13 protein-coding genes, 3 tRNA genes and 1 CRISPR repeat array are annotated in these 13,628 nt (G+C 70.8%); of the genes, 6 read left to right on the forward strand and 10 right to left on the reverse strand.

The window, feature by feature from the left end:
• Window positions 1–128: 128 nt before the first annotated feature.
• The 3 genes from rpmG to IE294_RS14475 form a co-directional block, all read right to left on the reverse strand.
• Window positions 129–293 (reverse strand): 50S ribosomal protein L33, encoded by a 165-nt coding sequence (gene rpmG / locus IE294_RS14465; RefSeq protein WP_003948671.1) that lies wholly within the window; start codon window positions 291–293, stop codon window positions 129–131.
• Window positions 294–383: 90 nt separating this feature from the next.
• Window positions 384–456, reverse strand: a tRNA-Met gene (locus IE294_RS14470).
• A gap of 45 nt (window positions 457–501) precedes the next feature.
• Window positions 502–574, reverse strand: a tRNA-Thr gene (locus tag IE294_RS14475).
• Between the two features lie 445 nt (window positions 575–1,019).
• On the opposite strand from IE294_RS14475, the gene IE294_RS14480 reads away from it, so the two are divergent.
• Both IE294_RS14480 and IE294_RS14485 read left to right on the forward strand, forming a co-directional pair.
• Complete coding sequence (locus IE294_RS14480) at window positions 1,020–2,285, forward strand: amidohydrolase family protein (protein WP_189885944.1); 1,266 nt, start codon at window positions 1,020–1,022, stop codon at window positions 2,283–2,285.
• Between the two features lie 566 nt (window positions 2,286–2,851).
• Window positions 2,852–3,508, forward strand: coding sequence for an NAD(P)H-binding protein (locus tag IE294_RS14485; protein ID WP_189885946.1), 657 nt, complete (start codon window positions 2,852–2,854; stop codon window positions 3,506–3,508).
• Window positions 3,509–3,624: 116 nt separating this feature from the next.
• On the opposite strand, the gene IE294_RS14490 is transcribed toward IE294_RS14485, so the two are convergent.
• From IE294_RS14490 to IE294_RS14505, 4 genes are all read right to left on the reverse strand, one after another.
• The gene (locus IE294_RS14490; protein WP_041665432.1) at window positions 3,625–3,837 is read right to left on the reverse strand and encodes a hypothetical protein; all 213 of its coding nucleotides are present in this window, start codon (window positions 3,835–3,837) and stop codon (window positions 3,625–3,627) included.
• A gap of 61 nt (window positions 3,838–3,898) precedes the next feature.
• Entirely contained in the window at window positions 3,899–4,123 is a 225-nt protein-coding gene (locus tag IE294_RS14495; protein ID WP_030641125.1) for a hypothetical protein, read from the reverse strand.
• 44 nt (window positions 4,124–4,167) lie between these two features.
• Window positions 4,168–4,524, reverse strand: a complete 357-nt coding sequence (locus IE294_RS14500; RefSeq protein ID WP_189885948.1) for a DUF6233 domain-containing protein — start codon at window positions 4,522–4,524, stop codon at window positions 4,168–4,170.
• 129 nt (window positions 4,525–4,653) lie between these two features.
• Window positions 4,654–4,787, reverse strand: a tRNA-OTHER gene (locus IE294_RS14505).
• Window positions 4,788–4,925: 138 nt separating this feature from the next.
• Here IE294_RS14505 and IE294_RS14510 point away from each other — a divergent pair.
• Entirely contained in the window at window positions 4,926–5,414 is a 489-nt protein-coding gene (locus tag IE294_RS14510) for a YajQ family cyclic di-GMP-binding protein (protein ID WP_189885950.1), read from the forward strand.
• A gap of 122 nt (window positions 5,415–5,536) precedes the next feature.
• Here the strand turns inward: IE294_RS14510 and IE294_RS14515 are convergent, their stop codons facing one another.
• Window positions 5,537–5,803 (reverse strand): GlsB/YeaQ/YmgE family stress response membrane protein, encoded by a 267-nt coding sequence (locus IE294_RS14515; RefSeq protein WP_014674331.1) that lies wholly within the window; start codon window positions 5,801–5,803, stop codon window positions 5,537–5,539.
• 158 nt (window positions 5,804–5,961) lie between these two features.
• Between IE294_RS14515 and IE294_RS14520 the strand changes: the two genes are divergently transcribed.
• From IE294_RS14520 to IE294_RS14535, 3 genes are all read left to right on the forward strand, one after another.
• A complete protein-coding gene (locus tag IE294_RS14520) occupies window positions 5,962–7,215 on the forward strand; it encodes an APC family permease (protein WP_189885952.1) in 1,254 nt (417 codons plus the stop codon).
• A 191-nt stretch (window positions 7,216–7,406) separates the two neighbouring features.
• Window positions 7,407–7,808: a YccF domain-containing protein gene (locus tag IE294_RS14525; RefSeq protein WP_189885954.1), complete on the forward strand. Its 402-nt coding sequence runs from the start codon at window positions 7,407–7,409 to the stop codon at window positions 7,806–7,808.
• A 700-nt stretch (window positions 7,809–8,508) separates the two neighbouring features.
• Window positions 8,509–8,952: a CRISPR direct-repeat array (repeat unit 24 nt; unit sequence GTTGTTGTTGTTATTATTGTTGTT).
• Window positions 8,953–9,479: 527 nt separating this feature from the next.
• Window positions 9,480–12,071, forward strand: coding sequence for a helix-turn-helix transcriptional regulator (locus IE294_RS14535; protein ID WP_189886177.1), 2,592 nt, complete (start codon window positions 9,480–9,482; stop codon window positions 12,069–12,071).
• Between the two features lie 23 nt (window positions 12,072–12,094).
• Here the strand turns inward: IE294_RS14535 and IE294_RS14540 are convergent, their stop codons facing one another.
• Both IE294_RS14540 and htpX read right to left on the reverse strand, forming a co-directional pair.
• A complete protein-coding gene (locus IE294_RS14540) occupies window positions 12,095–12,553 on the reverse strand; it encodes a hypothetical protein (protein ID WP_189885958.1) in 459 nt (152 codons plus the stop codon).
• Between the two features lie 176 nt (window positions 12,554–12,729).
• Entirely contained in the window at window positions 12,730–13,593 is an 864-nt protein-coding gene (htpX, locus tag IE294_RS14545) for a zinc metalloprotease HtpX (protein WP_189885960.1), read from the reverse strand.
• Window positions 13,594–13,628 lie beyond the last annotated feature (35 nt).

A 13,628-nucleotide genomic window follows, 5' to 3' on the forward strand; every position in this document is an offset into this window, starting at 1 on the left:
CGGGAAACCGGCCGCGGAACGCGCACGGGGGCGGCGCGGCGGGGTGGGTACGGCGGGCTGGGTGCCGAGCCGGTGAAACGCCGTGAGGCCGCCCCCTTGGAAGGGGACGGCCTCACGGACGAGCCTGTTTATCGCGTTTCGCGGTGCGCGGTGTGCGCGTTGCAACGCGGGCAGTGCTTCTTCATCTCAAGACGGTCCGGGTTGTTACGCCGGTTCTTCTTGGTGATGTAGTTCCGCTCCTTGCACTCCACGCAGGCCAGCGTGATCTTCGGGCGGACGTCGGTGGCAGCCACGTGAGTGCTCCTATGCCGAACGGGTGGACTGATTTAACGCAAGAAAGAGTAGCCGATCGAAGGACCGACCCCGCAATCGGCTACTGTCAGTAGCGGTGACCGGACTTGAACCGGTGACACAGCGATTATGAGCCGCTTGCTCTACCGACTGAGCTACACCGCTTTGATGCGATCGGTCCCGCCTCGCGACGGGAACCTCTCACACCAGAGCCCCAATACGGAATCGAACCGTAGACCTTCTCCTTACCATGGAGACGCTCTGCCGACTGAGCTATTGGGGCGAGCGATGAAGACATTACACGGTCCGCCGCCGTTCACCCAAATCCGTATCCCGCCGCCCGCCGGAACCCTCCCCACAGCCCGCTCGGCAGTCCCTTGAGCCCCGGTGGGCGCCCGGTAGACGCGACGCGATCGCCGCCGCCACGCGCGTGGGTGTGGGCGTGCGGGCGCCTGCTGCGCGGCGCCGTCGCGCGGCTGCGGCCCGCCCGCGCGCGTGGGTGACCAAGGCCCGGGGAGGCGTCGCCACCGGCGCTCCGGTCCACCCGCTCGCGGGTGAGCGACGCGTGTGCCTCCTGGGGCGGGCCACGCCGGTACGACTATTGCGCTCCTGCGCGTCCCGCGCGGCTCGTCGCCCTAGGCTCGACTCACTCTGCGTGATCTTGGGCGGTGGACGGCCCCGATTCCCCACGCCGGCCCGCCCGCCCCCCGGCCCCACCCTGGAGCGCGATGCCCGACAGCCAGCCGCAGCCGCAACCGCCGTCGAACTCGTCGGGGTCCTCCGGACCGTCCGACCAGGCCGCGCTCCTGCTCTGCGGGGCGCGCCTCACCGACGGCCGAACGGTGGACGTACGGCTGGGCGGCGGGCGCATCGAGGCCGTGGGCACCACCGGCAGTCTCGCGCCGGGCCCGGCCCGGACGAGCGCCACGCGCGTGGACCTGAGCGGCTACCTGCTCCTGCCGGCACCGGCCGAACCGCACGCCCACGGCGACACCGCCCTGTCGGCCGAGCGCCCCGGCCCCGCGTCGTACGCCCCCGAGGACGTCCAGCGCCGGGCCACGGAGGCGGCCCTGCTCCAGCTCGGGCACGGCGCGACGGCGGTACGCGCGCACGTGCGCGTGGGCGACGTCCAGGGGCTCGGCGCACTGGGCGCGGTCTTGCAGGCGCGACGGTCGCTGCGGGGGCTGGCGGAGCTGACGGCGGTGGCGATGCCACGGCTGCTGACCGGGGCGGCCGGGGCCGACGGGCTCGCGGTGCTGCGGGACGCGGTGAAGATGGGCGCCTGTGTGGTGGGCGGCTGCCCCGACCTGGACCCCGATCCCACCGGCTACGTGGAGACGGTCCTGGAGGTGGCCTCCGAACACGGCTGCCCGGTGGACCTGCACACGGACGCCGCCGACCCGGCCCGGCTCTCCCGGCTCGCGGCCATGGCGGGGGGCCTGCGCCCCGGCGTGACGATCGGACCGTGCGCCGGTCTCGCGCGCCTGCCCACCGAAGCCGCCTCCCGCGTCGCCGACCAGCTCGCGGCGGCCGGAGTGACGGTCGTGTGCCTGCCCCAGGGCGGCTGCGGCGGCGCCGATCGGCGGGGCACGGCACCGGTACGGCTGCTGCGGGCCGCCGGGGTGCGGGTGGCGGCCGGCAGCGGTGCCCTGCGCGACGTGTCGAACCCCGTCGGCCGCGGCGACCCGCTGGAGGCCGCCTACCTCCTCGCCTCCGCCCACGGTCTGCGCCCCGAGGACGCCTACGACGCCGTGTGCGCCTCGGCACGCGCGGTGCTGGGCCTGCCGGAGGTCCGCGTGGAAGCGGGCTTCCCGGCCGAACTGCTGGCCGTACGCGGTGACCACCTCCCCGGTGCGCTGTCCCTGGCCTACAGCCGGATCGTCGTCCACCGCGGCCGAGTGGTGGCCCGCACGAGCGCGGTCCGCGAGTACTGCAACTCGGCGGCGACAGCGGAACTGGGCCTGCCGCGGCAGGGGCGGGGGGAACTGTCGTGAGCGGCGGGACAGTGCGGGAAGCCGGTGGGAGCGGGTTGGCGTGGGGCGGTGCGGGAGCCGGCCGGGGCTGTGAGACCTCGTGGGGGCGGCGCGGAGCGCTTCGTGGTGGCGCGGGTGTGTGCAGCCGGTGTGCAGTCGGCGTGCAGTCGTGAGGCGGTGTCGGCGGGTGCGCTGGGGGCGCGGAGGGGGGCGTGTGCGGGCGGAAAACGGGGTGTCTGGGGGGGGCACGCTTGGGGCGCGCAGGGGGCGTGTGCGGGCAGTGGAACGGGGTGTCCGGGGGCGCATGTGGGCAGCGGAACGAAGTGCCCGGACGGCGCGTGATCGTTCCCCGTTCGCGGCGGGCTCGCTCCGCGCGCGGGTCGTTCGCTGCGTGCCGGGCGGGCGTCGGGGAGCCGTGCCCACCGGCGAACCGCCCCTTCGCACACCGGCGCCCGTCCGCGCGTACGCCCCGAGCCGCGCTGGTGAGCGTCCGGGAGTGAGCGGGCGCGGGCGCGCCTTCGGGGTGCTCCGGACGCGGCGGTCAACTCGTGCGGCGGATGCGGCTCTCCGGGCGTACGGTCGGTTCCATGCGCATTGTCATCGCTGGTGGTCATGGTCAGATCGCGCTGCGGCTGGAGCGTGTGCTCTCCGCGCGCGGGGACGAGGTCGCGGGCATCATCCGCAAAGCCGAGCAGGGCGACGATCTGCGCGCGGCCGGTTCCGAACCGGTCCTGCTCGACCTTGAGTCCGCCTCGGTGGAGGAGGTCGCGGCGCACCTCCAGGGCGCCGACGCGGCGGTGTTCGCGGCCGGCGCGGGTCCGGGCAGCGGTGCGGCCCGCAAGGACACGGTGGACAGGGGCGCGGCGGTGCTGTTCGCGGACGCGGCCGTACGCGCGCGTGTGCGCCGCTTCGTGGTGGTGTCCTCGATGGGAGCGGATCCCGCGCACCAGGGGGACGACGTCTTCGACGTGTACCTGCGTGCCAAGGGTGAGGCCGACGCCTACGTCACCCGGCAGGAGGCGCTGGACTGGACGATCCTGCGCCCGGGCGCGCTGACGGACGAAGCGGGCACCGGCCTGGTCCGGCTGGAGGCGCACACGGGGCGCGGCTCGATCCCCCGGGACGACGTGGCGACCATCCTCGCGGAACTGGTGGACACGCCGGCGACGGCCGGTCTCACGCTGGAGCTGATCAGCGGTTCGACGCCGGTGTCGGTGGCGGTGAAGTCGGTCGCCGGGAACTGAGCCGGGCGGCCGGCCGTTGACCGGTCAGGCCCGCCTCGCCCCTTCCTGACCGTCAGCGCCCGCGTACTGACGAGCCGTAGGAGACCTCGACCCGCCTGCTGTCGGCCCGTCAGGGCTCAGAACAGCGGCAGCTGCCCGGGGAATTCGGGCACGGCGTAGCCGTCCAAGGACGGTTGCACCGCCCCGAGTTGCGCCGGCTGTCGCGACCCGGCGCAGGAGACGAGTTCCCCGTTCTCCCGTGCCCCGGGCGGGTCGTGCCGTGCGAAGCGGCCCGCGACGACGGCGATGTCGCGGTGGCACACGGGACAGGTTCTGCGTCGGGAGGACATGCCGTCAGTGTGCCCGAGCGGGCGTTCGGCGCACCTCTCCCGGCCGACGACGGCGGCGTGATCAGGTCCGGGTCTCCGCCTCCCACCGGTCGGGGCCCACTCCGCGCCAGTCGATCAGCGGTGAGTCGGCCACCTCCTCCGGCTCGATCTCCAGCCCCGCCCGGCGGAGGAACTCCACCAGGTCCCGCACGTTGTGCGCGAGGCCGAGGATCTCGCCGTCCACCCGTACCCGGCGACCGCCGGTCGGGGACGGCAGGTGCACGATGATGGGACGTTTCCCGGCCATGGCTCCAGCATCATCCGGACCGGCCGGGCCCGCACCCGGGCCGGTCATTCGAGAATCCCCAGCGCGGTGTCCGGCCGGCACAGCGGGCACGCGGGGACTCCTTCTTCGGTGAGGGCCCGTACCGCCTGCTCCCGGCCGACGCCTTTCGCCCGCCCGCCGCCGGCGCCCGTACAGCCGCCGACGTGGACGTACACCGCGCTCCGGCCGCTGAGACCGCGCTCGATGGCCCACTCCGCGGCGGCCTTCCGGGCGCCGAGACGGCGCTGCCGTTCGGCCTCCCGGCGTTCCTCGTCGGCGATCCACCGGTCCATCAGCGCGAGTTGCCTGGCGGCCTGGTGTTCGACGACGCGGCGGGCGAAGCGCAGCATGTCGAGACGCGTCAGCGGACGGTCCTCGTTCACGCGTTCGATTCTAATGAGGTGCGAGGGCGCGGCGCGACCAGCGGTACCCCGGTCCCGCCCACGGCACCCGGAGACAACGACGAAGGCCCCGTGACCTGCTCTCGCAGATCACGGGGCCTCGCTCCCGTGTGGCGGCGCCAGGATTCGAACCTGGGAAGGCTGAGCCACACCGCCGGGTAGTGCTGCCGCTTCGAACCCGCTTTCGGCGGTGCTCCCCGGCAACGACGTAAACAATACCCGATGCCCGGGGGTGCTTCGCCACCCGATTGATCTCCACCTGGCGGGGCGCGGGGTGGCTAGGCTGGTGCGGATGCGGCCCGGTACTCCACCGGGCCCGGCGGTCGCCGCCGCGCACGCCGGCACGCACCCGATACGCACCCCGATACAAGGAGCCACAGGACATGGCCGACTCCAGTTTCGACATCGTCTCGAAGGTCGAGCGGCAGGAGGTCGACAACGCCCTCAACCAGGCCGCCAAGGAGATCTCGCAGCGCTACGACTTCAAGGGCGTGGGGGCCTCGATCTCCTGGTCCGGTGACAAGATCCTCATGGAGGCGAACTCCGAGGACCGGGTGAAGGCTGTCCTCGACGTCTTCCAGTCGAAGCTCATCAAGCGCGGCATCTCGCTGAAGGCGCTGGAAGCGGGCGAGCCGCAGCTCTCCGGCAAGGAGTACAAGATCTTCGCGTCGATCGAGGAGGGCATCTCCCAGGAGAACGCGAAGAAGGTGGCGAAGATCATCCGCGATGAGGGTCCCAAGGGCGTGAAGGCCCAGGTCCAGGGCGACGAGCTGCGCGTCAGCTCCAAGAGCCGCGACGACCTCCAGACCGTCATCGCCCTGCTGAAGGGCAAGGACTTCGACTTCGCGCTCCAGTTCGTGAACTACCGGTAAGAGGTAAGAGAGAGAAGGGTGGGCACCCCGCGCCCCGTGGTGCGGAACCGTGCGGTGCGCAACCGTGCGGCGTGGTGCCCACCCTCGCGCTGCCGCGCCTGCCGTGCTGCCGCGCCGCGCGCTCAGTCGCGTGAGTTGCCGAACAGGATCCGGTAGACGATCAGCAGCACCAGGGAGCCGCCGACGGCCGCGGCCCAGGTGGCGCCGTCGTAGAAGTGCTTGCTGATGGGGTGGTCCAGCCAGCGGGCCGATATCCAGCCCCCGATGAACGCGCCCGCGATGCCGATGAGGGTCGTACCGATGAAGCCGCCGGGGTCGCGTCCCGGCAGGAGGACTTTGGCGATGGCTCCGGCCAGCAGTCCCAGGATGATCCAACCGATGATGCTCATGCCGTGAACCTGCCCTTCCGCGCTGTGTCCGCACCGTCGGTTCCGTGTGAGTTCTCGCTCCCGGACCCGCTGCGCGTCGCGCGCGTGTTCGTGCCGTGTCGATGAAGAGGACGTCACAGGTCCACCCGCCGGTTGCCGCGATCAGTAGGGTGCGGCGCATGACACGTACCGACGCCGGGCTGCGGCGCACCCTGGGCGTGCGGGACGCCGTGGTCGTCGGCCTCGGCTCGATGATCGGCGCGGGCGTCTTCTCGGCCCTCGGGCCGGCCACACGGGCGGCCGGGTCCGGGCTGCTGGCGGGCCTTGCCCTCGCCGCCGTGGTGGCCTACTGCAACGCCATGTCCTCGGCCCGGCTCGCCGCCCGCTACCCGGCTTCCGGCGGGACGTACGTGTACGGCAGGGAGCGGCTCGGCGATTTCTGGGGGTACCTGGCCGGCTGGGCCTTCGTGGTCGGCAAGACGGCCTCCTGCGCAGCCATGGCGCTCACCGTGGGCGCGTACGTGTGGCCGGGGCAGGCGCACGTGGTGGCGGTCGCGGCGGTGGTGGCCCTGACCGCCGTCAACTACGGCGGCATCCAGAAGTCCGCGTGGCTGACGCGGTCGATCGTCGCCGTCGTCCTGGCCATTCTCGCGGCCGTGGTCGTGGTGTGCCTGGTCTCCGGGCAGGCCGACGCGGGGCGGCTGGACATCGGGCTGTCGGCGGGGGCCGACGGGGTGCTCCAGGCGGCTGGGCTGCTGTTCTTCGCGTTCGCCGGGTACGCGCGGATCGCCACCCTCGGGGAGGAGGTGCGCGATCCGGCGCGCACGATCCCACGGGCGATCCCGTTGGCCCTGGGGATCACGCTGGTGGTGTACGCGTGCGTGGCCGTCGCCGTGCTCGCCGTCCTCGGCGCGGGCCGGCTCGGGCAGGCGGCGGCGCCGCTGGCCGACGCGGTGCGGGCGGCCGGGGTGCCGGGGCTCGTGCCCGTGGTGCGGACCGGAGCCGCGGTGGCCGCGCTGGGCTCACTGCTCGCGCTGATCCTCGGGGTCTCGCGTACGACGCTCGCCATGGCCCGGGACGGGCACCTGCCGGGCGCCCTGGCAGCCGTGCACCCGCGCTTCCGCGTGCCGCACCGGGCGGAACTGGCCGTGGGCGCGGTGGTCGCCGTACTGGCCGCGACGGTGGACGTGCGCGGCGCGATCGGCTTCTCGTCCTTCGGTGTGCTGGCCTACTACGCCGTCGCCAACGCCGCCGCCTGGACGCTGAGCACGGCCCCGCGCTCGCGGACGGTGCCCGCGGTGGGCCTGCTGGGCTGCGCCACGCTGGCGTTCGCGCTGCCCCCGGCCTCGGTGGCCGCGGGCGCGGGCGTCCTCGCGGTGGGCGGGGCGGCCTACGGCGTACGGCGGTGGTGGGCGGGGCGTTACGCGGGGTGACGTACGCCGGAAGGGTCGATCCTCGGGCTCCCGGCTCCAGGCACCGTCAAGAGCGGCCCCGCCTGCGCCCGAGGACCGACAGCAGCGCGCACCGCTCCCCGCGAGAGCGCTCCGCTTCCTCCTGAGCGCGTGCTCCGCTGATACTGGCGGTAGCAGGCATGCCGACCGAGCTGCCTGGAGAGGTACCGGTCATGAAGGTGTTCAACCTGCTGCTCAACATCTTGTGGCTCGTCTTCTGCGGGCTCTGGATGGCGATCGGTTACCTGGTCGCCGCCCTGATCTGCTTCGTCCTGATCGTCACCATCCCGTTCGGCATCGCGTCGCTGCGCATCGCCGGGTTCGTCCTCTGGCCGTTCGGCCGTACCACCGTGCAACGGCCCGACGCCGGAGCGCCGTCATGCGTCGGCAACGTCATCTGGATCGTCTTCGCGGGCTGGTGGCTCGCACTGGCCCACCTGATCACGAGCATCCCCCTGTTCCTGTCGATCATCGGGATTCCCTTCGGCTGGGCGAACCTGAAGCTCATTCCCATCTCGCTCATGCCGCTGGGACAGGAGGTCGTGCCCACGGACGAGGCATTCGGCGGACGCTGAACTCACCGCCTCATTGCCTCGGTCTCCCTTGCCGCGGTTCAACTGGATGCAGCCCGAATAATGTCCGACAATGGGTTTATGCTCAGTTCGATCCGTACGGGTACACAGCACACCAAACACCCCTTGACGGTGTTCGCGCTCGGCCTTCTCCTGGCCGGCTCCGCCGCGTTAGGCGCTCCGGAAACCGCCTCGACGGCAGCCCCGGCTCATGTCCCCTCGCATTCCCACCAGTCGGACCGCGGCTGTGACGAGGTCTGGGGGGACGGCGGCTGTGACACCTAGGCGGCCACGGTACCGCTCGGATGAATATCATTCAGGCTGTCGACGAGAATCACGGGCAGCACATGTGAAGGCTTGGGTACCTGAATGAGAAAAGGTACGTAGACTATTTCGCCGCGCCTGTACTCCGCCTTCCAGGAATTCCGATAACACACGACATCGTCCGGGTTTCCCCGCGTCGCATAACACCGAGTCGCCGAATTCACGAGTGAGCCACTTGCTTCACTGATCGTGGCATCCCATACACCCAGGGCTGTCCAGCAGGTCGCCGCCGCCACTGCAAGGACGCCTCTGCGCAAGGCCGCTTTCTGCATCGTCATCACCCTGTGAGCCGCAGGCAGGCGGAGCGCCGCGAGGCGCGAACGCGACAGTCCGGCGGCCAGGGAATTTCGGAGACCTGGCCGCCGAACCCTCAAGTTCAGCCGTTGTTGTTGTTATTGTTGTTGTTCCCGCCACCGCCGTTGTTGTTGTTATTGTTGTTGTTCCCGCCACCGCCGTTGTTATTGTTGTTATTGTTGTTGTTCGCACCTCCGCCGTTGTTATTGTTGTTATTGTTGTTGTTCGCACCTCCGCCGTTGTTATTGTTGTTATTGTTGTTGTTCGCACCTCCGCCGTTGTTATTGTTGTTATTGTTGTTGTTCGCACCTCCGCCGTTGTTATTGTTGTTATTGTTGTTGTTCCCGCCTCGCCCGTTGTTGTTGTTGTTATTATTGTTGTTCCCACCCCTGCCGTTGTTGTTGTTGTTATTGTTCCCGCCCCGCCCGTTGTTGTTGTTATTATTGTTGTTGTTTCCGCCTCGCCCGTTGTTGTTGTTATTGTTGTTGTTGTTTCCGCCCCTGCCGTTGTTGTTGTTATTGTTGTTGTTGTTGTTTCCGCCGTGGTTGCTCGGCGCCATCGCGTGGGTTCCGGTGGGTGCCGGGGTGGCGAAGGAGCTCGACGGCACCAGGGCGCCTCCCGCAGCCAGAGCTGCCGATGCGGCTACCAGGGCCGCACGCTTGGCGTACTTGTTCGTCATGATGTTTCCTTTCCGCGGGCATGGACGTCGTGGATCGCAGTCCATTTCGGTGCCGGATCGGTTCCCGGGAGTTTCAGGTGCTGCATGCACCGCCAGAGTCGTTCCGGAGGCACATGACAGGTGGCGCGCTCGGCGCGGAACGCCCGGTGCCGCGAACTCGGATACCCGGGTCCGACACTCTTCGGCCAGCATGCCCAGCCGTGGTCGGCGGGCGCATCGGGTGAGCACCCCAAGTTCCACCCGGGCCACCCCACCTCGTAGTCCGGCGCACCCCACGTACCGCCCGGCAGTCCGCGACAAGACCCCACCCGCCCGGGGGCCTTGATCGGGTCTGGATCTTTTGCGCGGCTCCGGCCACCGGAGGAAACTGACTGGTGATGGACCTTCTAGAGCGAGAGGCCGTACTCCAGGACCTCACCGGTCACCTGAAGGCAGCCGTGAGTGGCCCCGGACGCCTGGCCCTTGTCCGCGGCGAGGCCGGCATCGGCAAAACCGCCGTCGTCCACCGTCTCGCCCAACTGGCCGATCCCCACGTCCGGGTCGTGATCGGCGCCTGCGACCCGCTCGCCTCCCCCCGGCCCCTGGGTCCTCTGCTGGACCTGGCTCCGCGCCTGGGCCGGGAGGCGCGCACCGCCCTGACGGGCACGCTGACCGGCTCCGGCCGTTCTGACGAGGTCTACGACTGCCTGCTCGCCGACCTGAGTGCCTACCCCAGCCTGCTGGTCGTCGAGGACATCCACTGGGCCGACGAGGCCACGATGGACCTGCTGCGGTACCTGGCCCGACGCCTGCCGAACGTTCCGGCGCTGGTCCTGGCCACGTACCGCGACGACGAGATCGGCCGCACCCACGGCCTGACCGCCCTCCTCGGCACCCTGGCCGGCTATCCCTGGGTCTACCGCCACGATCTGGCCCCCTTGAGCCGCGAGGCCGTCGCCCGGCTGGCCACAGGACGCACCGTGGACACCGAGCAGCTGTACCGCCTCTCCGCCGGCAACCCCTTCATCGTCGCCGAGATCCTGGCCGCGCCCGCCGACCCCATCCCGGCCACCGTGCGCGAGGCCGTCGCCGGCCGCCTGGCGGGCCTGTCGGGCGCGGCGCGCAGGGTGGTCGACGTCCTGGCCGTCCTGGGGGCCCGGGTCCCGCTGCCCCTGCTGGCCGGCATCCTGCCGGCCCCGGAGGAGGCCCTCGACGAGGCCGCGGCCTGCGGCATCGTGCGCACCCACGGACAGGTGACGGAGTTCCGCCATGAACTGACCCGGCTGGCGGTGCTGGAGGCCGTGCCTGCCGCCTACCGTCTGCGGGTCCACCGGCAGGTGCTGGCGGCGATGCGGTCCGGCCCGGTTGCCGCGGAGGATCTGCCGCTGCTGGCGGATCACGCCGACGGCGCCGGGGACCCGGCCGCCGTGTTGGAGTACGCGCCCGCGGCGGCCGTCCGTGCCGCCGCGCTGGGCGCGCACCGGGAAGCCGCCGGCCAGTACGCCCGTGCCCTGCGGTACGCCGACCGCCTGCCGCCCGAGCGACACATCTCTCTGCTGGAGGGCCATTCCCAGGCCTGTCTCCTGTCCAGCCAGCTCGACGAGGGGATCGCCTCGTGCCGTACGGCGGTGAGGCTGCGCCGTGCGCTCGGCGACCGGTCGCATGAGGGCGATGACCTGCGCTGGCTGTCATGCTGGTTGTGGCCGGCCGGGCGGGCCGCCGAGGCCAGGCAGACCGGCCTGGACGCGGTGCGGGTACTCGAAGGGCTGACACCGGGCAGGGAGTTGGCCAGGGCGTACCTGAACCTCTGTCAACTGGCCTGCTACGCGCATGAGGGCGTGGCGGTGGTCGCCGCCTACGCCGAGAAGGCGATCGCTGTGGGTGAGCGCTCCGGCGATGCGGGGGTGGTTGTCCAGGCGCGCTTCCATGCCGCGGCGGCACGCTTGCTGAGCGAAGGGCACGGCTGGGAGGACTGCGAGCAGGCGGTGTCCGACGCGAGGGCGCGTGACCTGTCGCCGGACACGGGCTCCATGACGCTCGTCCTGTGCTGGCTGGCCGCGTTGCGGCGGGATGCCGCCCGGTCGACCGCGGCCGTGAGCCGGGCGGAGACCTACTGCCTCGATCGCGGCCTGCCGGCCTACCTGCTGTGCGCGAGGGCCTGGGGCAGTTGGGGGCTGCTCCACCGGGGCCTGTGGCCGCAGGCCGCCGATGTCTCGGAGAAGGTCCTGTCCCACCCCGGCTCGCCCCCGGTCGCCCGGGCCCTGGCGTTGACCGTGCTGGGCCTGGTACGGGCCCGCCAGGGCAGGCCCGAGGTGTGGCCGCTGCTGGACCGAGCGGCGAGCCTGGTCGATCCGGAGTGCCTGCTCGACACGGGCCTGGGGTGGGAGGCCCGGGTCGAGGCGGCCTGGCTGGCCGGTGATCACGAGCAGGTTCAGGCCGATGGCCGACGCGGTCTGGCCGCGCTGGCGAACCGTACCCATCCCTGGCTGTCCGGTCCCCTGGCCTGTTGGGTCCGCCGTGCCGGAGGAGAGCCTCCGCAGGCCCCGGCGGCCGGACCGTACGCGCTGGAACTGGCCGGCGACTGGGCCGGCGCCGCGGCACGATGGGACGGGCTCGGCTGCCCGTACGACGCCGCGCTGGCCCGTCTGTCCGGTGACGCGCCCGCGCTGCGCCAGGCCCTGGCCGCCTTCGAGGGCCTCGGTGCCCGGCCGGCCGTGGCTCGCACCCGCTCTTTGATGCGTGTCCGCGGTGTCCGCCCGATCCGGCGAGGCCCGCGGCCGGCCACCCGGGCCAATCCGTACCGGCTCACCAACCGGGAGATGGACGTCCTGAAGCTGCTGGACGAGGGCCTTTCGGACGCCGAGATCGCCGCCCGCCTCTACATCAGCCCCAAGACGGCGGGGCATCACGTGGGGGCCGTACTGATCAAGCTCAACGTCCACACCCGCCACGAAGCCGCCCGCAAACTCCACCATCCCGAGCGCGAATAGGGCTCCGCGACGGATTCGTCACCTCAACTGAATTTGCAGTTGAGGTTCTGGCTGCCGGTGAAGGTGTTGTTCCCCTGTGCGGCCTGCCCCGTCGGGTGACAGATCTGGAGGAGTGGCGGGATGCCCAGAAGCGAGAGAAGTCCCCCGCCGCCTTGCGCCTGGGTTCCGGCGAGGATGTTGTTGTTGTTGGTGTTGGTAGTCGTGTTCCTGTCCCCGTTGTTGTTGTTATTGTTGTTGTTGTTCACCCCATTACCGGCATTGTTGTTATTATTGTTGTTGGTGTTATTGCGGGTGGTCGTGTTCGTAGTGCTCTGCGTGTCGGAGCCTCCCTGCCCCCCGCGGTAGGGGGCCTGGAGCAGTGACGTGACGCCCAGGCGTGACAGGAGCCCCCCGTCGCCCTGAGCCTGTGCGCCGCCGGCGCTGAAGAGCACCACCGTGATCGCGGCGGTACTGATCGCGGCGAACCGCTTGGTGAGCTTCACTCGGCCAACCTTTCGTCGTCCCTGGTGCCGCATTCTCGAAGGACAGGATGACGACGACGGGCCTTGGACAATCCTCAGGCGCGCGGTGACGCCCGCGTTTTCCCCCGGACAGCCTCAGGATTCCACGCGGCTCACGAGGCCGGAAACAACGGCCACCGAAACGGTGAATACGGCCTTCATCGGTGGCCGCCCGCCATCTTTTCGAGCCGGGCGATGCGCTCTGCCATCGGCGGGTGCGTGGAGAACATCTTGGACAGTCCCTGGCCCGGACGGAAGGGATTGGCGATCATCATGTGGCTCGCCGTCTCGATCCGGGGCTCGGGGGGCAGCGGCAATTGCCGGGTGCCCGTCTCCAGCTTGCGCAGGGCGCCGGCCAGGGCGAGCGGGTCGCCGGTGAGCTGGGCGCCGGAGGCGTCCGCCTCGTACTCCCGGGAGCGGCTGATGGCCAGCTGGATCAGGGTGGCGGCGAGCGGGCCGAGGATCATGATCAGCAGCATGCCCAACAGGCCGGGGCCGTCGTCGTCGTCCGAGCGGCCGACCGGGATCAGCCAGGCGAAGTTGACCAGGAACATGATCACCGAGGCGAGCGCGCCGGCGACCGAGGAGATCAGGATGTCCCGGTTGTAGACATGGCTCAGTTCGTGGCCGATGACGCCGCGCAGCTCCCGCTCGTCCAGCAGGCGCAGGATGCCTTCCGTGCAGCACACGGCCGCGTTGCGCGGGTTGCGGCCCGTGGCGAAGGCGTTCGGGGCCTCCGTCGGCGAGATGTACAGCCGGGGCATGGGCTGGCGGGCCTGCGTGGACAGTTCCCGCACCATCCGGTACAGCGCCGGCGCCTCGAACTCGCTGACCGGGCGGGCGCGCATCGCGCGCAGGGCCAGCTTGTCGCTGTTCCAGTACGCGTACGCGTTCGTGCCCAGAGCGACCAGGACCGCGACGACGAGTCCCGCGCGGCCGAAGAAGCTACCGATGACGATGATGAGTGCGGACAGTCCCCCGAGGAGTACGGCGGTCCTGAGCCCGTTGTGCCGGCGGTGCACGGTACGCCCTCCAAGTCGTGCAGCTGGGGAACACT

The organism is Streptomyces canarius (assembly GCF_014650735.1).
GTDB classification, from domain to species: domain Bacteria; phylum Actinomycetota; class Actinomycetes; order Streptomycetales; family Streptomycetaceae; genus Streptomyces; species Streptomyces olivaceoviridis.

Bases quoted from the DNA above. Each gene is read 5' to 3' on its own strand.
- IE294_RS14515 (WP_014674331.1), bottom strand. From the start codon at position 5,803: ATGAGCATCATCGGTTGGATCATCCTGGGACTGCTGGCCGGAGCCATC.
- IE294_RS14480 (WP_189885944.1), top strand. From the start codon at position 1,020: ATGCCCGACAGCCAGCCGCAGCCGCAACCGCCGTCGAACTCGTCGGGG.
- IE294_RS14495 (WP_030641125.1), bottom strand. From the start codon at position 4,123: ATGGCCGGGAAACGTCCCATCATCGTGCACCTGCCGTCCCCGACCGGC.
- IE294_RS14510 (WP_189885950.1), top strand. From the start codon at position 4,926: ATGGCCGACTCCAGTTTCGACATCGTCTCGAAGGTCGAGCGGCAGGAG.
- IE294_RS14525 (WP_189885954.1), top strand. From the start codon at position 7,407: ATGAAGGTGTTCAACCTGCTGCTCAACATCTTGTGGCTCGTCTTCTGC.
- IE294_RS14520 (WP_189885952.1), top strand. From the start codon at position 5,962: ATGACACGTACCGACGCCGGGCTGCGGCGCACCCTGGGCGTGCGGGAC.
- IE294_RS14490 (WP_041665432.1), bottom strand. From the start codon at position 3,837: ATGTCCTCCCGACGCAGAACCTGTCCCGTGTGCCACCGCGACATCGCC.
- IE294_RS14535 (WP_189886177.1), top strand. From the start codon at position 9,480: ATGGACCTTCTAGAGCGAGAGGCCGTACTCCAGGACCTCACCGGTCAC.
- IE294_RS14485 (WP_189885946.1), top strand. From the start codon at position 2,852: ATGCGCATTGTCATCGCTGGTGGTCATGGTCAGATCGCGCTGCGGCTG.